General features: G+C 72.7%; 14 protein-coding genes and 2 pseudogenes. 7 read left to right on the top strand and 9 right to left on the bottom strand.

All coding sequences use genetic code 11. The annotated features are described in order from the left end of the window. The first annotated feature begins 79 nt into the window (after positions 1-79). Together PUR26_RS19750 and PUR26_RS19745 are read left to right on the top strand one after the other, a co-directional pair. Positions 80-1,134 (top strand): annotated as a pseudogene (locus PUR26_RS19750) (MFS transporter). A 258-nt stretch (positions 1,135-1,392) separates the two neighbouring features. Next, the gene (locus PUR26_RS19745; RefSeq protein WP_329873736.1) at positions 1,393-4,104 is read left to right on the top strand and encodes a SpoIIE family protein phosphatase; all 2,712 of its coding nucleotides are present in this window, start codon (positions 1,393-1,395) and stop codon (positions 4,102-4,104) included. Between the two features lie 159 nt (positions 4,105-4,263). Here PUR26_RS19745 and PUR26_RS19740 read toward each other — a convergent pair whose 3' ends face one another. The 6 genes from PUR26_RS19740 to PUR26_RS19715 form a co-directional block, all read right to left on the bottom strand. Beyond that, positions 4,264-5,661 carry a S1 family peptidase gene (locus PUR26_RS19740; protein WP_329873735.1) on the bottom strand — a complete coding sequence of 466 codons (1,398 nt, stop codon included), beginning with the start codon at positions 5,659-5,661 and terminating at the stop codon, positions 4,264-4,266. Between the two features lie 209 nt (positions 5,662-5,870). Continuing rightward, complete coding sequence (locus tag PUR26_RS19735; RefSeq protein WP_329873734.1) at positions 5,871-8,516, bottom strand: SpoIIE family protein phosphatase; 2,646 nt, start codon at positions 8,514-8,516, stop codon at positions 5,871-5,873. A gap of 344 nt (positions 8,517-8,860) precedes the next feature. After that, positions 8,861-11,083, bottom strand: coding sequence for an NADP-dependent isocitrate dehydrogenase (locus PUR26_RS19730; RefSeq protein ID WP_329873733.1), 2,223 nt, complete (start codon positions 11,081-11,083; stop codon positions 8,861-8,863). A 411-nt stretch (positions 11,084-11,494) separates the two neighbouring features. Then, on the bottom strand, positions 11,495-11,920 hold the full coding sequence (locus tag PUR26_RS19725; RefSeq protein WP_329873732.1) for a hypothetical protein: 426 nt from the start codon (positions 11,918-11,920) through the stop codon (positions 11,495-11,497). A 312-nt stretch (positions 11,921-12,232) separates the two neighbouring features. Next, the gene (locus tag PUR26_RS19720) at positions 12,233-12,844 is read right to left on the bottom strand and encodes a hypothetical protein (protein ID WP_329873731.1); all 612 of its coding nucleotides are present in this window, start codon (positions 12,842-12,844) and stop codon (positions 12,233-12,235) included. Positions 12,845-12,848: 4 nt separating this feature from the next. Further along, positions 12,849-13,421: a hypothetical protein gene (locus PUR26_RS19715; protein WP_329873730.1), complete on the bottom strand. Its 573-nt coding sequence runs from the start codon at positions 13,419-13,421 to the stop codon at positions 12,849-12,851. A gap of 245 nt (positions 13,422-13,666) precedes the next feature. On the opposite strand from PUR26_RS19715, the pseudogene PUR26_RS19710 reads away from it, so the two are divergent. Next, positions 13,667-14,268: pseudogene (locus tag PUR26_RS19710) on the top strand (DinB family protein). A 184-nt stretch (positions 14,269-14,452) separates the two neighbouring features. On the opposite strand, the gene PUR26_RS19705 reads toward PUR26_RS19710, so the two are convergent. Continuing rightward, on the bottom strand, positions 14,453-15,994 hold the full coding sequence (locus PUR26_RS19705) for a carboxylesterase/lipase family protein (protein WP_329873729.1): 1,542 nt from the start codon (positions 15,992-15,994) through the stop codon (positions 14,453-14,455). Positions 15,995-16,625: 631 nt separating this feature from the next. Between PUR26_RS19705 and PUR26_RS19700 the strand changes: the two genes are divergently transcribed. Beyond that, positions 16,626-17,459 (top strand): helix-turn-helix transcriptional regulator, encoded by an 834-nt coding sequence (locus tag PUR26_RS19700; protein ID WP_329873728.1) that lies wholly within the window; start codon positions 16,626-16,628, stop codon positions 17,457-17,459. A gap of 54 nt (positions 17,460-17,513) precedes the next feature. Here the strand turns inward: PUR26_RS19700 and PUR26_RS19695 are convergent, their stop codons facing one another. Further along, positions 17,514-17,774, bottom strand: coding sequence for a type B 50S ribosomal protein L31 (locus tag PUR26_RS19695; RefSeq protein WP_329873727.1), 261 nt, complete (start codon positions 17,772-17,774; stop codon positions 17,514-17,516). A 163-nt stretch (positions 17,775-17,937) separates the two neighbouring features. Next, entirely contained in the window at positions 17,938-18,102 is a 165-nt protein-coding gene (gene rpmG, locus PUR26_RS19690) for a 50S ribosomal protein L33 (RefSeq protein WP_329873726.1), read from the bottom strand. 533 nt (positions 18,103-18,635) lie between these two features. Here rpmG and PUR26_RS19685 point away from each other — a divergent pair. The 3 genes from PUR26_RS19685 (at position 18,636) to modA (ending at position 21,381) form a co-directional block, all read left to right on the top strand. Continuing rightward, positions 18,636-19,853, top strand: a complete 1,218-nt coding sequence (locus PUR26_RS19685; protein ID WP_329873725.1) for a cation:proton antiporter — start codon at positions 18,636-18,638, stop codon at positions 19,851-19,853. Between the two features lie 244 nt (positions 19,854-20,097). Next, positions 20,098-20,493 carry a TOBE domain-containing protein gene (locus tag PUR26_RS19680; RefSeq protein ID WP_329873724.1) on the top strand — a complete coding sequence of 132 codons (396 nt, stop codon included), beginning with the start codon at positions 20,098-20,100 and terminating at the stop codon, positions 20,491-20,493. A 93-nt stretch (positions 20,494-20,586) separates the two neighbouring features. Continuing rightward, positions 20,587-21,381 (top strand): molybdate ABC transporter substrate-binding protein, encoded by a 795-nt coding sequence (gene modA / locus PUR26_RS19675; protein WP_329873723.1) that lies wholly within the window; start codon positions 20,587-20,589, stop codon positions 21,379-21,381. Positions 21,382-21,453 lie beyond the last annotated feature (72 nt).

Genomic DNA, 21,453 nt, shown 5'->3' with positions numbered 1-21,453 from the left:
GCGCAGGAGTGCACCGGCCTTCCCGGGGACCGCTCGTTCCTTCGGGCCGCGCGCGGCCGACACGCGTGATCGCTCCGCCATGACCGCCTCCCGGCCGGCCCCCGCTCCGAAGGCCGCCGCTCCCCGGCGGGGCGGCGGCCGCGGGATTGCGCTCCTGGTCCTCGCCTCCTGCCAGCTGATGGTGGTTCTCGACATCACCATCGTGAACGTCGCGCTGCCGCACATCCAGAGCTCCCTGGGGTTCTCGACCACCGGCCTCTCCTGGGTCGTCAGCGCCTACACCCTCACCTTCGGAGGTCTGCTGCTGCTCGGAGGACGGGCCGGCGACATCCTCGGCCGGCGCAGGGTCTTCGTCTCCGGCGTGGCGCTGTTCGTCATCGCCTCCCTGCTCGGCGGGCTGGCCCAGACCTCCGGTCAGCTGCTGGCCGCGCGCGCCCTCCAGGGGGCCGGCGGCGCGATCGCCTCCCCGACCGCCTGACCCTCTTCGTCCAGAACGTCCTGGACTTCAGCCCGCTGCGGGCCGGTCTCGCCTTCCTTCCCGTCAGCGCGGTCATCGCGGTCGGTGCGGGCCTGGCCTCCCGGCTGCTGCCGAGGTACGGGCCCAAGCCGTTCATGGTGACCGGAGCACTGCTCGCCGCCGCGGGACTGGCCTGGCTGACGCCCACCGACGTCCACTCCACGTACGCGGGCAGCGTGCTGGGGCCGATGCTCGTCTTCGGCCTGGGCATGGGCATGCAGTTCGTCTCCCTGACGCTGATGGCGCTGTCCGGCGTGCCGGCGCGGGAGTCGGGCGCCGCGTCCGGCCTGCTCAACGTCGCCCAGCAGGTCGGCGGCTCGCTGGGACTCTCCATCCTGGTCACGGTGTTCGGTACGGCGAGCGTGCGCGAGGCGGGCCGGCAGACCCGGGACTTCCTGGCCGGGGCGACGCCGGCCGAACTCGCGCGCTTCCGGCTCACCGGGGAGCTGCCGCCGCCCGGGGCCGACCTGATCCTCACCTCCGGTGTCTCCGCGGCCTTCGTCATGGCGGCCGTCTTCGCCGTGATCGCCGCGCTCATCGCCCTCCTGGTCATCCAGGTGCGCCCCTCGGACATCGAACGCCTCAAGGGCGGGACCGACGGCACCGGGCAGGGCTGAGCCCCGCACCCTGCGCCCTCCGCGCGCCCGCCCTGGAGCCGCGCTGCGACTCCGGGACGGGGAACGGCCCGTTCGGGCGTGCCGACCGGTGGATCCCCAAGCCGTACGCCGGCACTTCCCGGTCCGGTACGTCCGCGCCGCGCACCCGGTCCTGTGGGCGGCGCGGACCCGGGGTCGTACAGGCGGGCGAGGAGCCGGGCCGGGCGTGCGGGCCCGTCATCGTTCGCCCGCCCCCGTGGCCGGTGCTAGAAAGGAGGCATGGCCGGACTTGTCGGCCGCTTGCGCTCGCTGTTGAGTGTGCGTTCCGTCGCCAGTCAGGTGTTCTTCCTCCAGGTGGCGGTAGTGGTGCTGCTCGTCGCCGCGGCCGTGGTGGCCCTTCTGCTGCAGTCCCGTACCGCCGGCGAGCGGGAGGCCCGCAACCGCTCGATCGCCGTGGCCGAGACCTACGCGAACGGGCCGGGTGTGGCGGAGGCCCTGACGGGACCGGACCCGACGGCGGCACTGCAGCCCAGCGCCGAGGAGACCCGCGAGGCGTCGGGAATGGACTTCCTCGTGGTCATGACCACGGAGGGCATCAGGCTCACCCACCCCGACCCCGACCAGATCGGCAAGCCCTACATCGGCACGATCGCGCCCGCGGCGGAGGGCGGGACGGTCACCGAGACCGTGACGGGCACCCTGGGTCCCTCCATCCGCTCCGTGGCCCCCGCCACCGACGCCGGGGGCCGGATCGTCGGCCTCGTCTCGGCGGGCATCACCCTGGACCGGGTCGACTCGCTGGTCGAGAACCAGCTGCCCGTCCTCTTCGGCGCCGGGGCACTGGCGCTGGCGCTGGCGACCGCGGGGACCGCCCTGGTCAGCAGGCGTCTCCTCCACCAGACCCACGGGCTGGGGCCCACCGAGATGGCGCGGATGTACGAGCACCACAACGCCGTGCTGCATGCCGTCCGGGAGGGCGTGCTCATCCTCGACGGCGATCGCCGGCTGCTGCTCGCCAACGACGAGGCCCGGCGGTTGCTGGACCTCGCCCCGAACGCGGACGGGCGCCCGGTCCGCGAGCTGGGCGTCCCGTCGGCGATGTCCCGGCTGCTGCGTTCGGGACGTACGGCCACCGATGAGGTGCACCTGGTCAAGGGACGGCTGCTGGCCGTCAACCAACGGTCGACCAGCGACGACGGCGGGCCCCCCGGAACGGTGGCCACGCTGCGGGACACCACCGAACTGCGGGCGCTCACCGGCAGGGCGGATGTCGCACAAGGCCGCCTCAAGCTGCTGTACGACGCGGGCGTGGAGATCGGCACCACCCTCGACGTGACCCGCACGAGCCAGGAACTGGCGCGGTTCGCGGTGCCCCGGTTCGCCGACTACGTCACCGTGGACCTGCCCGATCCGGTGCTGCGGGGCGAGGAGCCCACCGGTCCGGAGACGGAGATGCGCCGGATCGCGTACGCGGGCATCCGGGAGGACTCCCCCCTCTACGCGTCCGGGGACCTGGTCCACTTCGTCGCGGCCACGCCCCAGGCGGTCGCCTTCGAGACGGGGAAGGCCGTCCTCGAAGCGGACATGACGACGTTCTCCGGCTGGCAGACGCACGACCCGGACCGGGCGCGCCTGCTGGTCGCCCACGGGATCCACGCGATGATCGCGGCGCCGCTGCGCGCCCGTGGCGTCATCATGGGCGTGGCGACCTTCTGGCGTGCGAACGAGCCCGATCCCTTCGACGCGGAGGATGTGTCGCTCGCGGAGGAGCTGGTGGCCCGCGCCGCGGTGAGCATCGACAACGCGCGGCGCTACACCCGCGAGCACGCCCTGGCGGTCGCCCTGCAGCGCAGTCTGCTGCCGCGCGCGCTGCCGGAGCAGACAGCCCTCGACGTGGCCCACCACTACCTGCCGGCGCAGGCCGGGCTGGGTGGTGTCGGCGGGGACTGGTTCGATGTCATCCCTCTGCCCGGCACGCGGGTGGCGCTCGTCGTGGGCGACGTGGTCGGCCACGGCCTGCACGCCGCGGCGACCATGGGCAGGCTGCGCACCGCGGTGCACAACTTCACCAATCTCGATCTACCGCCGGACGAGCTGCTGTGGCACATGGACGACCTGGTCACGCGCATCGATCAGGAGGAGGAGGGCCGGGAGGCCGGGGACGGCGGGGCCGACGGCACCGCGATCACGGCGGTGACCGGCGCGACCTGCCTGTACGCGGTGTACGACCCCATCACGGGTCTGTGCACCATGGCCCGCGCCGGACACGTGGAACCCGCGATCGTCCATCCGGACGGCCGGGTGGAGTTCCTGGGACTGCCGGGCGGGCCGCCCCTGGGTCTCGGTGGCCTGCCCTTCGAGGCGACCGAGATCCGCCTGGCCGAGGGCAGCACCCTGGTCCTCTACACCGACGGGCTCGTCGAGGACCGGGAGCGCGGTGTCGACGAGGGGATGGAGCTGCTGCGCCGCACGCTGACGCGGGCCTCCGGAGGCCCGGAGGAGACCTGCCGGGCCCTCCTGGACGCCCTGCTGCCCGAGCGTCCCCGCGACGACATCGCCCTGGTCGTCGCCCGTACGCGGATGCTCGACCGGAGCCGTGTCGCCACCTGGGAGGTACCGTCCGATCCGTCGGCCGTCGCACGGGTGCGCGCCGAGGTGACGAGGACCCTGCGTTCCTGGGGACTGGAGGACGAGGCCTTCACCACCGAACTGATCCTCAGCGAGCTGGTGACCAACGCCATCCGCTACGCCGACCCGCCGATCCGGGTACGGCTGATCCGCGACCGGGACCTGACCTGCGAGGTCTTCGACGGCAGCAGTACCGCTCCGCATCCGCGCAAGGCGTCGAACACCGACGAGGGCGGCCGGGGGCTGTTCCTGGTGGCCCAGTTCGCCGAACGCTGGGGAACCCGGTACACCGGTACGGGCAAGGTCGTCTGGACCGAACAGCCGCTGCCCCGGGACCGGTCCGGCCGTCCGCCGGGTGAATGACGTTCCCGCCGTCCAGAGGCCCGGAGCCACCCACTGCCGGATACGGGCACCCCGCCACGGACACGCCGAGCGCGGACGCCCCGGCCAGGGGCACCCGGGGAGTGGGTGCCCCTGGCCGGGGCCGGGGAGTGCTGGGTGAGGATGCCGGGTGAGGCCGTGTCAGCTGCCCTGGCGCCCCCTCGCCCCGGTCTCCGCGCCACCGTCGGCGCCGTCCCCGGCACCCCCGGCATCGGCACCGTCACCCGCGCCGTTCCCGGCATCGTTTCCGGCACCGTCGCCGCCATCCCCGCCGGCACTGACACCGTCGCCGCCCGCGCCGCCACCTCCGTCAGCGCCGGCGCCGCCGGCACCGGCATCAGCACCGTCGCCGTCCGCGCCGGCATCCCCGCCGGCGCCGGCGTCAGCGCCGTCACCGTTTCCGGCCCCGTCGCCCGCGCCGTTGCCCGCGCCGATCTCCGCGCCGACGGCGGCCAGGGCCGTCGTCACCGGCTGGAAGAACGTCTCGCCGCCCACGTCGCAGTTGCCGCTGCCCCCGGAGGTGAGGCCGATGGCGTCACCGTCACGGGTGAACAGGGAGCCGCCGCTGTCGCCGGGCTCGGCACAGACGTTGGTCTGGATGAGGCCGGTCACCGTGCCTTCCGGATAGTTGACCGTGGCGTCGAGACCGGTGACCTGGCCGTCGTTCAGACCGGTGGTGCTGCCCATCCGGAACACCTGCTGACCGACCGCCGCCTCGGCCGCCTGGTCGATCTGCACGGTCCGGCCGCCGCCCACGTCGACGACGCTCGGAGCCTGCGTGGCCGGGTCGTCGTACGTGACGAGGGCGAAGTCGCCCTCTCCGGGGAAGACCGCCTGCTGGACGGTGGCGATGGGCTGGCCGTTCTGTTCCTCCGACCACTGGTCGACCGCGACACCGCAGTGCCCCGCGGTGAGGAAGCCGCTCTGGCCGTCCTGGGTCGTCACGTTGAACCCGAGCGAGCAGCGCGAGCCGCCACCGAAGATGGCGTCCCCGCCGTCGACGAAGGGCTTGAACTCCCCCTTCGACTTCTGGATCCGGGCCACCCCGTCGCCCAGTGATCCGACGGTCGACTCCAGCTTGTCCCACCGCTCCCCGGTCACGGTCCGGTCCGCTGTGACGAGGACCTGGTTCGTGCGGGGGTCGACGGCCCACGCCGTACCGGGAATGGTGGCTTCGCTGGTCAGCTTGCGGGCGGCGGCCTTCAGCGTGGCCGTGTTGTTGCGGACGCTGCGGGCGACCGCCCCCGCCTCGACCACCTGGACGTTCACCGCGTTGTCGTCGCCGACCACGTTGATGACGAGCTGCTGCTTCTCCGCGTCGTAGTAGGCCCCGCCGTACGAGTCGCCCAGCTTCTCGCCGAGCTGCCGGGCGAGCTGCGCGGCCGACGCGGCGTTCAGCTTCTTGGCTTTGACCGGAGCGGGGTCCGACCCCGACTGGGAAGCGTTGGCATTCGGCAGCAGTATGGCCGCTGCCGCGATGCCCACCGCCCCGGCACCTGCGAGAACGGCCCTTCGCTTGGAAATGCGCCTGTGACTCAACTCCACGTCTCCTGGGGGTGGTTCGGACTCCGGAAGCCGACGGCAACCGGGGGACGCGTCCGCCCTTGGATACGGATGGTGCGGGAGTTGTGTTCACCGGGATCGGGATCGGCGGCGACCGGCTGGTCCCGGGGCGCTCGGCCCGCCGCCTCCCGTGCGGCTTGCGCGCTGCCGGGCGCGCTCGAACGCACTGGTTGCGACGCCGTCCGTCAGCGCTTGTCGGGAAGGTGCGTCGAGTCGGACGGCAGGATCTGCTCCGTCCAGATGGTCTTTCCGTGAGGGGTGTAGCGGCTGCCCCACCGGCTGGTCAGCTGGGCGACCAGGAAGAGGCCTCGGCCGCCCTCCTCCGTCGTACGGGCCCGCCGCATCCTGGGCTGGGTGCCACTGCGGTCGGAGACCTCGCAGATCAGTGAACCCGCCCGGACGAGCCGCAGCTCGATCGGCCCCTCCCCCGCGTAGCGGATGGCGTTGGTGACCAGCTCGCTGGCCACCAGCTCGGTGGTGAAGACGAGTTCGTCCAGCCCCCACGCGCTCAGCTGCTCGACCAGCAGGCGCCGTGCCTCCGCGACGACCTCCGGCTTGGCTTCCAGGACCCAGGTGGCGGTGTCCTCGGGCGGTACGGCGCGGGTGCGGGCCAGCAGCAGCGTGACGTCGTCGACCAGCCGCCGGGGGGCCAGCGCCTCCACCACCTCCCGGCCCACCTGGGGCAGCGGCCGTTCGAGCGGAGCCGCCGCCAGCAGCCGCGCCCGCAGCGCCGCCATCCCCGCGTCGACGTCCGCCTGGCCCTGTTCGACCAGACCATCGGTGAACAGCCCCAGCACACTGCCCTCGTCGACGCGCAGGTCGAGTCGCTCGAAGGGCAGGCCGCCGACGCCGAGCGGTGGTCCGGGACTGATGTCGGGATAGGAGGCCGTTCCGTCGGGGCACAGCACGAGCGGCGGCGGATGCCCCGCGCTCGCCATGACGCAACGGCGTGTGACCGGGTCGTACGTCAGGTACAGACAGGTCGCGCTGAACGAGTCGTAGGTGCTCTCCACGGCGGCGCCGGCGCCCCAGCCCAGGTCCGGATCCTCCTCCTCCATGAGGGGCTCCGTCCCGTCCGCTCCCCCGTCCCGCGTCCCGATGTCCTCCTGTCTGTCCTCCAGGACCAACTGGCAGACCAGGTCGTCCAGATGGGCGATCAGCTCGTCGGGTTCCAGATCGAGGTCGGCGAGAGTGCGTACGGCGGTGCGCAGCCGCCCCATCGTGGCCGTGGCCTTCAGGCCGTGCCCGACGACGTCCCCGACCACCAGGGCCACGCGCGCGGACGACAGGGGGATGACGTCGAACCAGTCGCCGCTCACCCCGGTCGCCGCGTCGGTGGGGCGGTACACACTGGCGGTCCGCACGGCGGAGTGGTCGCTCACCGCCGGGGGCAGCAGGCTGCGCTGGAGACTCACGGCGACCCGCCGCTCGCGGGCGTAGCGCCGGGCGTTCTCGACCACGAGGGCCGCACGGGACGCGATCTCCTCCAGCAGGGACAGATCGTTGCGCTCGTACGGGGGGCGCGAGCCCGTCCGCCAGACGGTGACGCGCCCCAGGACCGCTCCGTGTGCGTGCAGCAGCACGCTCATGCCCGACCGGAGGTGCTCGTCGACCGCCGCGCCCCCCGCCGCGTCGGCCGGGGCGGAGACGGCCGGGATGGTTCCGGGTCCCGTCCACAGTGCGCTGCCCGGCTCCTCGTTCACATCGACGTCGACGACGCGCCCGGTCGCCGCCGGGGTGCCACCGAGCGCCGAGGCGGTGGCGATCCTGCGCATCGGGGCCCACCGGCTCCGGCGCCCTCCGGGCCGGCTGCCCTCATCGGCACCCGGCCGGGCCTCCTCGCCCCCGTCACTGCCACCGCCAACGCCACCGCCACCGGGCAGGGCCTCCGCGCCCGGCCGGCCGTCCTCGCGCCCATCCGGTCTGCCGCCCTCCCCCTCCCCGGGCGGGGCACCGGTGAACACGAAGTCGGCGATGTCGAGCGCGGCCATGTCCGCGAGGTCCGGCACGAGCACGTCGGCCAGGTCCTGAGCGGCCTCCGCCACCGCCAGCGAACCGCCCAGGACGGCCGTGGCCCGGTGCAGCAGGCGCAGCCGGTCGCGGGCCCGCTCCTGCTCGGTCACGTCGGTGAAGAGCGAGGTGACGCCCATGACGCGGCCGTCCGCTCCCTGGAGGCGGAACGCGGACATGGACAGCGTGCGGCCCTCCCTCGGGTCGATCAGGGTGCGGACCAGCACCTCCCGGTCGACCATGGGGGCGCCGGACTCCAGCACTCCGCGCAGCTGCTCCTCGATCTCTCGCGCGTCCTCCACCTGGAGGAAGTCCTCCAGCCTGTGACCGCTCGGGTCCTCGGGCATGCCCGTGTAGGGCAGCAGCTGGGTATTGGTCCGCACGACCTTCAGGTTCTCGTCGAAGACGGCCAGGCCGACCCGGTTCTGGAGGAACAGCTCCCTGGTGAAGGCGTAGTCGTGGCGCCGCCTGGCCACGACGTCGCGGGGCGCCCCGGCGACCAGGCACTGTGAGCCGGGGCCTTCGCCGGATCCCGGCCTCAGCGGTACGACACGGAACGCGACGCCGAGCTCGGAACCGTCACCTCTGCGCAGGACGGCCTCGCCCTCCCACACGTCACCGCCGTGCCGCGACACCAGCTCGGTCCACCCGGCGGGCTCCGCGAGCAGGTCCCGCACCGGCGTACCACAGAGAACGTCACAGGGGCGTGCGAGGAGCTCCCCGGCTCCCGCCGTGCAGCGCACGACCCGTCCCTCACCGTCGAGCACGAGCGCGGCGACATCTTCCGCGTCCAGAGGATCCTCGCTGCCGGCGCTCCGCATAGACACCTCACTCAGCGGTCTGTCCTCCACCATTCTGGCTCAGGGAGACCTCAAGAGCGTGCTGGTCGGGCCGTTCCTGGGCCATTCGGCGGCAGAGCGGGGAGTACACCCGCAGGAGCGGCGGGGCCGGACACCGCTCGGGCGGGCCGGGGCGCACGCGCGGGAAGCCGTGAAAACACGACCACCCCGGCCGGCGGACGCCGGGCGGGGTGGTCGAAGCGGCCGCCTGTGGTCCGCGAGCGGACCACTGACCGCCGGACTCCCCGACCGGGGAGTCCGTACGGACCGACGGGCACCAGGGCCCGTGTCCGCCCTCCGACGCCGCGGCGTCGGAGGGCGGCGCCTCAGCCGAGGGTGGCCAGGGCCTGGTTGAGCGTCTTCGACGGGCGCATGATCGCCGAGGCCTTGGTGACGTCGGGCTGGTAGTAGCCGCCGATGTCCGCCGGGGAGCCCTGCACCGCGATCAGCTCGTCGACGATGGTCTGCTCCTGCTCGCCCAGCGTCTTGGCCAGGGCCCCGAACGCCTCCGCGAGCTGCGCGTCGTCGGTCTGCTGCGCCAGCTCCTGCGCCCAGTAGAGCGCCAGGTAGAAGTGGCTGCCACGGTTGTCGATGCCACCCAGGCGGCGGCTCGGCGACTTGTCCTCGTTGAGGAACGTGCCGGTCGCCCGGTCCAGGGTGTCGGCCAGGACCTGGGCGCGCGCGTTGTCCGTGGTCGTCGCGAGGTGCTCGAAGCTGACGGCCAGCGCGAGGAACTCGCCCAGGCTGTCCCAGCGCAGGTAGTTCTCCTTGACGAGCTGCTGGACGTGCTTCGGGGCGGAGCCGCCCGCACCGGTCTCGAACAGCCCGCCGCCGTTCATGAGCGGGACGACCGAGAGCATCTTGGCGCTCGTGCCGAGCTCCAGGATGGGGAACAGGTCGGTGAGGTAGTCGCGGAGCACGTTGCCGGTGACCGAGATGGTGTTCTCACCGCGGCGGATGCGCTCCAGGGAGAACGCGGTCGCCTCGACCGGGGACATGATCTCGATCTGCAGACCGTCGGTGTCGTGGTCGGCGAGGTAGGTCCTGACCTTGGCGATGAGCTGCGCGTCGTGCGCGCGGGTCTCGTCGAGCCAGAACACGGCCGGGTCGCCGGTCGCCCGGGCGCGGGTGACGGCGAGCTTGACCCAGTCCTGGATCGGCAGGTCCTTGGTCTGGCACATGCGGAAGATGTCGCCCTCGGCGACCTCCTGCTCCAGGACGACGTTGCCCTCGGCGTCGACGACGCGCACGGTGCCCGCGGCGGCGATCTCGAAGGTCTTGTCGTGGCTGCCGTACTCCTCGGCCTTCTGCGCCATCAGGCCGACGTTGGGCACCGAGCCCATGGTCGACGGGTCGAACGCGCCGTTGGCACGGCAGTCGTCGATGACGACCTGGTAGACACCCGCGTAGCTGCTGTCCGGCAGGACGGCGAGGGTGTCGGCCTCCTGGCCGTCCGGGCCCCACATGTGGCCGGAGGTGCGGATCATGGCCGGCATGGAGGCGTCGACGATGACGTCGCTCGGGACGTGCAGGTTGGTGATGCCCTTGTCGGAGTCGACCATCGCGAGGGCAGGGCCCTCGGCGAGCTCGGCCTCGAAGGACGCCTTGATCTCGGCGCCGAGGTGCGGCACCGAGTCCAGGCCCTTGAGGATGGCGCCGAGGCCGTCGTTCGGGGACAGGCCTGCCGCGACGAGGGCCTCGCCGTACTTCGCGAAGGTCTGCGGGAAGAAGGCGCGCACGACGTGGCCGAAGACGATCGGGTCGGAGACCTTCATCATCGTGGCCTTGAGGTGCACGGAGAACAGCACACCCTCGTCCTTGGCGCGGGCGATCTGGTCGCCCAGGAACGAGCGCAGCGCCGCGACGCGCATGACGGAGGCGTCGACGACCTCGCCGGCGAGGACCGGTACGGACTCGCGCAGGACGGTCGTGGTGCCGTCCTGGGTCGCGAGCTCGATGCGCAGCGAGCCGGCCTCGGAGATGACCGCGGACTTCTCGGTCGAACGGAAGTCGTCGGCGCCCATGGTCGCGACGTTCGTCTTCGACTCGGACGTCCACGCGCCCATGCGGTGCGGGTGGGCCTTGGCGTAGTTCTTGACCGAGGCCGGGGCACGACGGTCGGAGTTGCCCTCACGGAGAACAGGGTTGACGGCGCTGCCCTTGACCTTGTCGTAGCGGGCGCGGACGTCCTTGTCCTCGTCGCTCTTGGGGTCGTCCGGGTAGTCCGGCAGCGCGTAGCCCTGCTCCTGCAGCTCGGCGATGGCCGCCTTCAGCTGCGGGATCGAGGCCGAGATGTTCGGCAGCTTGATGATGTTCGCACCGGGCGTCTTGGCCAGCTCGCCGAGCTCTGCGAGAGCGTCGTCGATGCGCTGGCCCTCCTCGAGACGCTCGGGGAAGCTGGCGATGATCCGCCCGGCCAGGGAGATGTCGCGGGTCTCCACGCTGACCCCGGCCGTCGAGGCGTACGCCTGGACCACCGGCAAGAACGAATGCGTTGCCAGGGCCGGGGCCTCGTCAGTGTGTGTATAGATGATGGTCGAGTCAGTCACCGGGTGCTCCGCTCCACGTCTGCAACATTGCTCGACATCAAGATATCTCCTGATCGACCTCCTATCGACAGTGGCCTGCGCCTGATCGACGGCTGAATCGCGCCAAGCGGCTCGGCGCCCCTCCCGGGTCGTCCCCGTGGCCCGGGTGTGCCCGCCGGCCCGGAGGCGCCGGCCGGCCGGGCCGGGTGAGGGGACCGGCCGGGCGACGCGTTGCGGGCAATGCGGTGCGTGCGCTGCGGTGCGGCGCGGTGCGTGTGGTGCGGGCGCTGCCGTGTGGTGTGCGCCGGAGCGCGGAGGGCCGCCTCAGGACACGCGGCCCGGGAGGCGCGGCCCACGGCCCACGGTCGACGCGGAGGGGCGCACGGCCAAGGGTCCACGGAGCGCCCGCGGCCGGCGCGGGAGCGCGGGGGATCAGGGCGCGAGGGCGCACCGGGAGAGGTCGCCGGACAGGTGCGGCTCCTTCGCCGTGCGCCACGGAACGGTGGCCATACGGTTGATCGTCACCCGGTGCTCGTCCTCCGGCGGCCCGGGAGCCGCCTTCCGAGGAGAGGCGGGCCCGCTCTTCCCCACCGATGCGGCCGGCCCCCGCTCGGGACGGCCGGTCCGGGCGTCCGGCAGCGCCGGGTCCCGGTCGGCCGCGCGTGCCGGCGCGGGTGCCGCGGGAAGCGCCGGCGCGCTCTCCGGGCAGCGGACCGTGCGCGGGGGCCCGTCGGCACCGTCGGCCACCGCGCCCTCGGCCATGGCCGAGCCGGCGACGAGTCCGACGAGCAGTGCCGCGGTCACGCAGCCGACCAGCAGAATGCGACGCCGGTGGTACTTCGGAAGAGCGTTGGACATGGCGGATCCTCACTCCGGTGGGCTTGCGGGCCCCTCCGGCGCGCGGCCGGACGACGGCCCTTGCGGTTCAGGAACGTGGCGCCCTCGTTCACGCAGGAGTACGCAGACGCACCGGCGAACACTCAACGGCCTGCCGCCGCCAGCGGACCGCGTGCCCGGCGAACCACGTGTCAGGCCGCGGCGGGCAGGCAGGAAACCGACTGCCGGGAACCCTCGACTGCCGCCCGGCGGCCAGTGCGCGCCGGGCGGCAGTCCAGGACGGTGTCCCCGAGGGCCACGGGTGTCGGGCATCAGGCCCGACGAGGGTCCGCCTCAGGTGCTGAGCAGACGGTTGAAGAATGAACGGTAGCGCTGGAGGGCGAGGCGCAGATCCTCGGTGGGCACCTCCTCGCCCCGGTCCCACTGCCCTTCGAGTCCCTGCTTGTGGGACGAGAAGTTCGTGGCGAGTGTCTGCATCACCTCGGCCACCAGGGCGTCGGCGGACCGGACCGCGTCCCGCGGGTCGTCGACGAACTGGCCCTGTATCTCCCCCCAGGTGCTCCGGAAACCGTCCGCCTCCTCCTGGCTGAGCAACGGGTGGTCCTCGTCCTCGCCCCCGGGCCGTGAGGCGTCCGGTCGCGCGTCGGTCTCGTCCGCCTCGGCCGCCCGGTCCCGGCCGGCGGCGTCCGGAATGTCGCTGTCCCCGCCGTTGCCCCAGCCGGCGGTGGCCTCTCCCGGATACACCGCCTCCGCTCCCCGGTCCGTCATGTCCGGCTCTCCGGCGTCCCCGTCGGGGCGGAGCACGGCGTCGCCCCTCTCCTGCGTGTCACCACTCGCCCCGGCGCCGTCCGTGGGATGGGCGAGGTCCTCCGTGGTGAGGCCTCGTTCACCGGCCGGACCGGTCACCTCTTCCTGCTGCGCTTCCCACTTGTCTTCGCGTCGCATGTCATCACCTCGTCCCGGCCGGCGGCCCACCGGCCTGTGGGCGCCCGCCGTCGCTACTGAGCAGTTCGTCGAAGAGCGCGCGGTAGTGGACCATCGCTCCCCGCAGCTCTTCGGTGGTCGCTTCGCCGGAGCTGCTGCGCACGTTGACGGCATGGGCCGCGCGGTAGTGCTCCAGCGTGCGGCCGTGTTCCACGGAGAGGTCCTGAAGCTGCTGCCGGTAGCCCTCGGTCGGGTAGCCGCGTTCCCGCATGAGCCTGGCCACGAGTTGGTCCGCCTCGGCGACCGCTCCGTCCGGCCGGTCCACGAAGCGCTCCTGGACGCTGCTCCAGTTGGCCGCGTACTGCTGGCGGACCTCGGGGGACAGCTCCTTGATGTCGAGCTTGTCGTGGCGCTCCTCGCGGGCGCGCAACTCCCTCTCCGCGGCCCGCCGGCCGCCTTCGGCCTCTACCGTGCGGTCGTACTCGGGACCGAAGTTCTCCTGCAGGTGCCGTCGTCGGGCCATCGTCCAGAGAACCGCGGCGACGGCGGCGACGACCACGACGGCGACGATGATGGCGATGAGAGTGGTGGTAGACATCAAGCCCTCCACAGAGCCGCAGAGCCCCTCGTCGTCCCCCGTAGAAGCGCTTGCCCCGAGCCCCATCGGACAAACCATCTCTTTTGGTTTCTATAAGGATATGCCGCCCTCCGGACATGCAGAGCGAGGGCTGTGCGGGACGTGACAGGGCGCGGAACGCACGTACCGATCGCCCACTCGGGCCACGACAGCCACGACAGCCACGACAGCCACGACAGCCACGACAGCCACCGGGAGTCTCTCCCATGGCGATACCGCCGCGCCTCGTCCCGTTGCTGGAGCGGTTCGACTTCGCACGCATCCGTCTCGTCGACCGCATGGCGGGCCCCGGCATGGACAGCGGCAACGGTACGGACGTCGAGGTCGGCCCCCTGACCGACGAGGAGTACCCGTGGGAGCCGGTGCCGGACCGCTGGCCGGTCCGTCGGGTCCGGCGGGCCGGGGCCGAGGGCGACCCTCCTGACCGGGGTGGGCGACCGGGGCCGCGACGCCGCTCCCCTCCCCGCCCCCGTTCACCACCATCGCATGGCGCCTGAGCCGCCTCAGCGAGCTGCTGACCCTGCGCGCGGATCACACGGCGGGCAACACCGGCCGGCCCGGGACGACTACCGCGTCAGCGGGGACGCCGACGGCGCGATCGCGGCCTTCGCATCGGGCGCCACGGCCTGGCGGACAGCCCTGCTCGACGCCGACGACACCGCCCTCGACACCGGGGGCACTCCGCCTACCCGCACGGCGGCGACCCGGACGATCCCCTCGTCGACGTCGCGTGGTGGGTCGACCAGGAGCTGCCGCACCACGGCGCGGAGATCGCGTGGTCCGGGACTACCGCGCCCGGCAGCGCTGAGGCGCCGCTGCGGCCGAAAGCGACCCGCCCCTGGCCGCGGGACGTCGCTCCGCCCGCCCCCAGGGCTGGGCCTCCCCGGACGATCCCGGCCCGGCGCCTCACCCGCCCCCCGCCCTCGCCGGGCGGGGCCTCCCGGCGAGGGCGTCGGACTACCGGCCTCCCACCGCGCCGTGTCCGCTCGGCGTCAGTCGAGAACCCCCTCCCACAGTGCGCGCTCCTCCTGCCGGGGATCGTGGACGACGAGGTTCTCGGGTCCGTTGTCGTGGCCGTAGGTCATGACGGCGCGAGTACCGGGGCCGTACCGCTCCCACCCGGCCGTGCCCGTGCGGGCGAACTCCCGCCATGTCGTGTGCAGGACGGTGGCCAGTTCCCGGGGCGGGTGGGGGCCGATGAGCCTCCGGCTGTCGGGTGAGTCGAGGGTGTCCCAGACGAACGGGATCTCCGCGCCGTGGCAGGCACCCAGCTCGGACCGGAGGGTGTGGGGCGCGACGGATGGGCGCCGGCCGAATTCGTAGACGTATGTGGGGGCCGGCGCGCCGGCGCGGGCTTCGGCGACGCGGCAGGTGGGGATGCGGAACATGCGGTCGCTCAGAACGGCGCAGGCGATGCCGGAAGGGGTCCTGCGGGGGTAGCTCGCGGTGGTGTTCCGCGCATACGTGTCCCAGAACTCCGGCGCCGCGCCGTACACCTCGGTCCAGGTGCGGAAGGGCATCGCGCCGGGCCGGTCGAGCAGGGACGTCGGGACCACGAAGAGCCGGAACTCCTCGGTGTTGGTGCCGATGAGCAACGGGATGTCCCGGCCCGCGCCGGCGGCGATCGCGTCGATCGGCCGCTGGGTGACGAGGTCGCCGTCGATCACCGGCATGAACGAGATGCCGCAGGCCGCGATGGTGCTCCGCCCGTACCGGGCGGCGTCCGCGTGGGTCCTGACGTCGGAGCAGACCTCCGACTGCGCCTTGACGATCTCCTCGACACCGACGCCCGCCAGGGCCCGCGCCGTCGGTTCGACGTCCAGCCGAGCGGCGACGGCGCGGGTGACGAGGGCGGCGTCCCCCATGGACTGCGCGACGTGCGCGGTGCCGCTCTGCACGATCGCCCGGCGGAAGAGGCCGAGGTCCAGGGAGAGCAGCGTGAGCACGCTCATTCCGCCCGCGGACTGGCCGAACACCGTCACGTCGTCGGGGTCGCCGCCGAACCGCGCGATGTTGTCGCGAACCCATTCGAGAGCGAAGATCTGGTCGCGGAGCCCGCGGTTGGCCGGGACGGGGGCGTCCGGGAGGCAGGCGAACCCCTCGACCCCGAGCCGGTAGTTGACGGTGACACAAATCACTCCGTCACGGGCGAACGTCGCGCCGTCGTAGGCGGCGACGGCGGACGAGCCCGTGATGAAGGCACCTCCGTGGATCCACACCATCACGGGCAGCCCGGCGGCACCCGGGTCGGGCGTCCAGACGTTGAGATTGAGCCACTCGTCCCCCGCGACAACCGGATCGGGCATCAGCTCACCCAGCCGGCCCTCGATGACGGGCTTGGGAGCGGTCGGCCCGAACTCGAAGGCATCGCGCACGCCGTCCCACGGCTCCGGCGGCACCGGGGCCCCGAACCGGTTCTCCCCGAGGGGCGGGGCGGCGTAGGGGATGCCGCGGAAGGCCGCGATGCCCTCGTGGCTGACGCCTGCGACCGTTCCGTAGGCGGTTTCGGCGAGAACAGTCCCGGTGATGGTCACGTGACTCCTGGCGTGGCCGGCAGCTGTGACGAGCAGCCCCCGCGGCGGCCGGCCTCACGTCCGCGAAGCACCCCGGCCACCCGTCGCACCCGGAGCACCGTTTGACTACCCTACGGAGTCATGCGTAACCCTGTGTAATCGATCTCGCATGGGGCATGTCGACTATTCGCCAGGAAGCCGCGCCGCCATGGACGCCATGGCATCAACCGTGCAAGGGGCGGCCCGGCACCCGGCGCGGCCCGCGAGAAGGGAGCCGCCGCGCGAAAGGCCCCCGCGGAACCTTGCGACGGGTTCCGCGGGGGCGACCCCCGGGCCTTACCCCCGCGAGGGCCCGGGACGGTCCGGAGCGCCTCAGCCTCTCCGGACCATGGCGCAGGGGCCGCGGTCCGACCACGCGGTCACCGCCGGCGTCCCTCCGGATGTCAGGAAGCGGAAGTTCCGCTCACGGGATGCACATTGACGGTTCAAGGGATCCGGCCACCATGGGGAGAAGTGCGTATGGACCGCGGGGCAGGCGTTGTGCGTGTCCATGGGCACGGGCCATGATGCTCCGGGGCCGCAGCGCGTGACCGCAGGTCACCGCGGTGACGTCCGGAGCGGGGAAGCGCGGGGGCGGAACGGAGAGGGAGAGATGTCCGGCCTGCGGAAGAACGACTACGCGAGAATGCTGGATCTGGCGGTGGACCTGCTGGAAGCGCGGGAGCCGGACCACATCTGGAGGTCCGTCGCACAGGAGCTGCTGTGCGCCCTGGACGGCGCGGTCGTCGTCACGAAGGACGCGGAGTGGACGCGGTCCGGCGGGCCGGTCGGCACCTGGCGGCGGGACGAGGACGAAGCGGGCACTCCGGAGGAGTGGACCGCCCGGCACATCCGCGACGGATACCCCTTCGCCGACCACTACGGCTCCGGCACCGACCGCAGGCCGTGGACGGCCGCCCAGCTCGCGGGCGGGCGGGGCTGGCGCCACAGCGAGACCGCGAGCGCGATGCGCCGGTCCTTCGGCACCGACCACATGCTCGCCCTTCCGCTGCCCGCCCTCGACAGCCACGTCCGCGGCTTCATCATCCACCGGGCAGGGCCGGATTTCACCGAGCGGGACAGGGAGTACGCGGCACGCGTCCAGCCGCTGCTCTCGGGAGCGGCGGCCCAGTACGGATTGCTGGCCCGACGTCCCGGCGACCACGTGCCCGTCCCGGCCGGGCCCCGCCCGGAGGGCGACGGGCCCGGGAAGCCGGGCCCCCGTGCCGCGGCCCCGGCCGGCGATCTCACCCCCCGGGAAGCCGCGGTCCTGCACCTTCTGGCCGAGGGGCTGCCCGCCCACGCCATGGCGCGCCGTCTGCAGGTGTCGGTCAGGACGATCCACAAGCATCTGCAGAACCTGTACCGCAAACTCGGGACGGCGGACCGGCTGAAGACCGTCCTGCGCGCCCAGGAACTGGGCCTCCTGGCGTCCACGCGGCCGTAGCTCTGCGGCGGTCACGGGCCGGGGCGCGCTCCCGGCGGTCGGAAGCGCGCCCCGTCAGACGTTTCCGTCCGGGCGGATGCCGTAGCGGCGCTCGAAGCGCCGCACGCGTCCGGCGGTGTCGGGCACGCGGGCGGTGCCGGTGTGGAACGGGTGTCCGGCCGAGGAGGTCTCGACGTCGATCAGCGGGTAGGTGTTGCCGTCCTCCCACCGGACGGTCCGGTCGGAGTCCGCGGTCGAGCGCATCAGGAACGCGACATCGGCGGCACGGTCACGGAAGACGACCGCACGGGAAACGGGGTGGATACGGGGCTTCATGAGAAGCGGCTCCCTTCCTCGGAGTCCGGTCGGTGAATGTCCCGCAGGACGTGGCTGTTCGGAGGCGGCGCCGCGACGAGACCACGCGTCGGAGGGCGCCGCGACGGAACCAGGTGCCCGGGAAGGCCCGGAGACGGTTCGAAGGGCCCTGGGGCGACGTCGGTCAGCGTGCCTCGCGGAACGGGACGTGCGCGCCCAGAACCGGGTCGAACTTGCGCAGCACAAGCCGGTCGGGGTTGTTGCGACGGCTCTTCCGGGTCACGTACGCGTGCCCCGTTCCGGCGGTGGAACGCAAGGTGACGACCGGACGGGTGTCATTGCGGGCCATGCTTTCTCCTTTCGCGGCCACCGCGCCTGACGGCCTTTCGGTCGTCCTTTTCCGGTGGCGTCGGTGCAACAGAACCGGTCCCCCGCGCATTCCGCGTTCCGCGATCCGTTCCCCGCCTGCGGAGGGGGACGAGAGGCACGCGGAAAACAGCGCTCCGGAATGCCGGGGGGAATCCCGTGAAAAGGGTGCGGGCCGGTACGGCGGTCGCCTGCGCGGCGAAAGGCTCTGCGGGGCTTCAGCCGAACGATCTTCCCCGCAGGCAGGGGGTGAGGCCCGGGGACACTGTCCCGTACCGGCCCGCGCTCCCTCCAACAGGAGCCGGTCCGCGGACATTCCCACCGCGGCACGGTGACGCCGACGGCCGCCCGCGAAGGCCTGGGCGCCCGTGACCGCCGGGGCGGCCGCGCGAGGGCCGGACGGTCCCGCCGGCACCCGTCCGCCACCACCGGCGCGTTATTCCCGGACACGGCCGGCCGTGATCCTAAGCTCTGCGAGGAATGGCCGGTAACCGCACAGCCGGAAAGCAGGTGCCCATGCTTGCCGTGACGGTCATCGCGGGAATTCTTTTCGTCTGGACGCTTCTCGCGCACCGGCTGGCCCGCTGGAGCATCACGGCCCCGATCGCGATGATGGCCGCCGGTATCGCCCTCACCGCCGGCTCGGACCCCCCGTTGAGCTTCGACCTCGACACCGCCACCTTCGAGCACATGGTGGAGGTCATCCTGGCCCTGGTCCTCTTCGTCGATGCCACGGAGGTTCCCGCAGGGGCACTCGGCAGGCACAAGGGCATCGTCGTACGTCTGGTCGGCGGCGCGCTGCCACTCACCCTGTGCGCCGCGTTCCTGGCCGCCCTGGTGTTCTTCCCCGATGAACCGGGATGGATCCTTGCGGTCCTCGCGACCGTCGTCGTCCCGCTGGACCTGGCCCCCACGGCGTCCGTCATCCGCGACCGCAGGATCCCGGCGCGCCTGCGCGAAGTGCTCACTGTCGAAGGGGGCCTCAACGACGGTGTCGTCTCGCCGGTGTTCCTGCTCTGCATCGCCGCCAGCGCCGAAGCGGACGACGCCCGGGCCGATTACGGGGGCGCCCTGCTCGAAGCCGTGGGAGCGGCCTCGTGGGCCGTCGCCACGGGTCTGGTCACCGGCTGGGCGGGCGGACGGCTGCTGCGCCTGTCGTGGGCGCACGGATGGACCAGTCCGTCGGCTCTGAGGCTGGGCGTGCTCACCGTGCCCGTGGCGGCGTACACGCTCTCCGGCGCGCTGGGCGGCAACGGGTTCGTGGCCGCCTTCGTCGCGGGCATCTGCTTCGCCCCCGCGGCGCGGCAGCTGCCCGGGAGCGCCGTGGAGATGACGGACGACCTGGCCGCCCTCATGACGATCGCGCTGTGGTTCCTCTTCGGGCAGATCGTCAACGACGCGTTCTGGGACGGACTGGAGGTCCCGGTCGTCCTCTACGCCCTGCTCACCCTCACGCTGGTCCGCATCGTGCCCGTTCTCCTGGTGCTCGCGGGGACGGGGATGAGGCCGAGGGACAGGCTCTTCCTGGGCTGGCTGGGCCCGAGGGGCGTGACCTCCATCGTGTTCGGGCTGCTCGCGGTCGTCCGGCTCCCCGACGACACGGGCGACTTCATCGCCCGGGTCATGGTGATGACCGTCATGCTCAGCATCGTGCTGCACGGTCTGAGCGCCGAGCCCATCGGCCGCCTCTACGGCCGCGAAAGGCGCCTACGGCCTCCTGTGCCCGCGGACTGAGAACGGCTGACGGGGCCCGGAACGACGGCGGGGCGGACCAGCCTCCGCCTCTCCGGGCCGATGCGCGGGGCCGGGCGGAACCACTCTCCGCCCCCGGTGTCCCCGGCGGTCCGCCGCTCCCGGGCCCGCGCGGAGGGCGTGCCCGGCACGTCCATTGGCCCATCCTCCCAACCCACTCGCATCTGCCATGGAGAAACGTCCTGACAATTGCAGATGCCAGGTGAAACGCTCTAGCGTGTCGCACATGCAGTCCTACACCATCGGACAGGCGGCACGTCTGCTCGGCGTCAGTCCCGACACCGCGCGCCGCTGGGCCGACGCCGGCCGCGTCGCCACCCATCGCGACGAGACCGGACGCCGGCTCATCGACGGCCGTGACCTGGCGGCGTTCTCGATCGAGGTCGCCCAGGGCGGTACCGGGGAGGACGACCCCTCCTACACCTCGGCCCGCAACGCCTTCCCGGGCATCGTCACGAACGTGAAGCTCGGCGACGTGGCGGCCCAGGTGGAGATCCAGGCCGGGCCCCACCGGATCGTCTCGCTCCTGACCAGGGAGGCCGTCGAGGAACTGGGCCTTGAGGTCGGTATGCGGGCCACCGCCCGCGTGAAGTCGACGAGCGTGCACATCGACCGCTCCTGATCCAGCGCACCCCGCGGCGTCGCCCGTCCACGGCGCTCACCACCATCCGCCCGGACGGCTCCGCCGACCGCGTCACCAAGGAGATCCACGCCCATGCCCCGAGCCCTCACCGGACACCGCGCGGCCGCAGCGGCGCTGACAGCCGTCCTGCTCGTCCCGCTCGCCGCGTGCGGCGGCGACGGCTCGACGAAGGACAGCGGCGCCAAGGCCACCGGAGCGCCCGGCGCCGAGCTGACCGTGCTGGCCGCCGCTTCCCTCACCGACGTCTTCCGGGAGGCCGGCGCCGCGTACGAGAAGTCGCACCCCGGCACGGAGATCACCTTCTCCTTCGCCGGCTCCCAGGAACTCGCCGCACAGGTCAGGCAGGGCGCCCCCGCCGACGCGCTGGTCACCGCCGACACCACGACCATGACCGGGCTGGAGGCCGACACGGGCGCGCCGACGGTCATCGCCAGGAACCGGCTGGTCATCGCGACCGGCGAGGGCAACCCCAAGAGGATCGACGACCTGAAAGACCTGGCCGACCCCGGCCTGAAGGTGGTGCTGGCCGCTCCCGAGGTCCCCGTGGGCCGGTACAGCAAGAAGGTCCTGGACGCCCGCGGGGTCGTCGTTAAGCCGGTCTCCCAGGAGCCGAACGTCCGTGCCGTGCTCAGCAAGGTCGAACTGGGCGAGGCCGATGCCGGGCTCGTCTACAGGACGGACGCGGCCTCGGCCGCCGGCAAGGTGGACGCCGTCGAGATCCCCGACGCGCAGAACGCCCTCGCCGAATACCCCGCCGCGACCCTGAAGTCCTCCAGGAACCCGGAGGCCGCCGCCGCGTTCGTGCGATGGCTGTCCGCCCCCGAGGGACAGAGGATCCTCCGGGAAGCCGGCTTCCAGCAGCCGTAGCGAAGGCCCTGCGACCCGGCCGCGAGCCCGGCAGGACCCGCGAGGGTCGCGGGTCGCGCCCGCGGCCGGCCC

It is taken from the genome of Streptomyces sp. SP18CS02, assembly GCF_036322365.1.
Lineage (GTDB): Bacteria > Actinomycetota > Actinomycetes > Streptomycetales > Streptomycetaceae > Streptomyces.
This window is presented reverse-complemented; position numbering and strand designations above follow the sequence as displayed.

What these genes read in the sequence shown, in the direction of transcription:
- PUR26_RS19745 (WP_329873736.1), top strand. Translation starts at nt 1,393, where the DNA reads ATGGCCGGACTTGTCGGCCGCTTGCGCTCGCTGTTGAGTGTGCGTTCC.
- PUR26_RS19735 (WP_329873734.1), bottom strand. Translation starts at nt 8,516, where the DNA reads ATGCGGAGCGCCGGCAGCGAGGATCCTCTGGACGCGGAAGATGTCGCC.
- PUR26_RS19725 (WP_329873732.1), bottom strand. Translation starts at nt 11,920, where the DNA reads ATGTCCAACGCTCTTCCGAAGTACCACCGGCGTCGCATTCTGCTGGTC.
- PUR26_RS19720 (WP_329873731.1), bottom strand. Translation starts at nt 12,844, where the DNA reads ATGCGACGCGAAGACAAGTGGGAAGCGCAGCAGGAAGAGGTGACCGGT.
- PUR26_RS19715 (WP_329873730.1), bottom strand. Translation starts at nt 13,421, where the DNA reads ATGTCTACCACCACTCTCATCGCCATCATCGTCGCCGTCGTGGTCGTC.
- PUR26_RS19700 (WP_329873728.1), top strand. Translation starts at nt 16,626, where the DNA reads ATGTCCGGCCTGCGGAAGAACGACTACGCGAGAATGCTGGATCTGGCG.
- PUR26_RS19695 (WP_329873727.1), bottom strand. Translation starts at nt 17,774, where the DNA reads ATGAAGCCCCGTATCCACCCCGTTTCCCGTGCGGTCGTCTTCCGTGAC.
- rpmG (WP_329873726.1), bottom strand. Translation starts at nt 18,102, where the DNA reads ATGGCCCGCAATGACACCCGTCCGGTCGTCACCTTGCGTTCCACCGCC.
- PUR26_RS19685 (WP_329873725.1), top strand. Translation starts at nt 18,636, where the DNA reads ATGCTTGCCGTGACGGTCATCGCGGGAATTCTTTTCGTCTGGACGCTT.
- PUR26_RS19680 (WP_329873724.1), top strand. Translation starts at nt 20,098, where the DNA reads ATGCAGTCCTACACCATCGGACAGGCGGCACGTCTGCTCGGCGTCAGT.
- modA (WP_329873723.1), top strand. Translation starts at nt 20,587, where the DNA reads ATGCCCCGAGCCCTCACCGGACACCGCGCGGCCGCAGCGGCGCTGACA.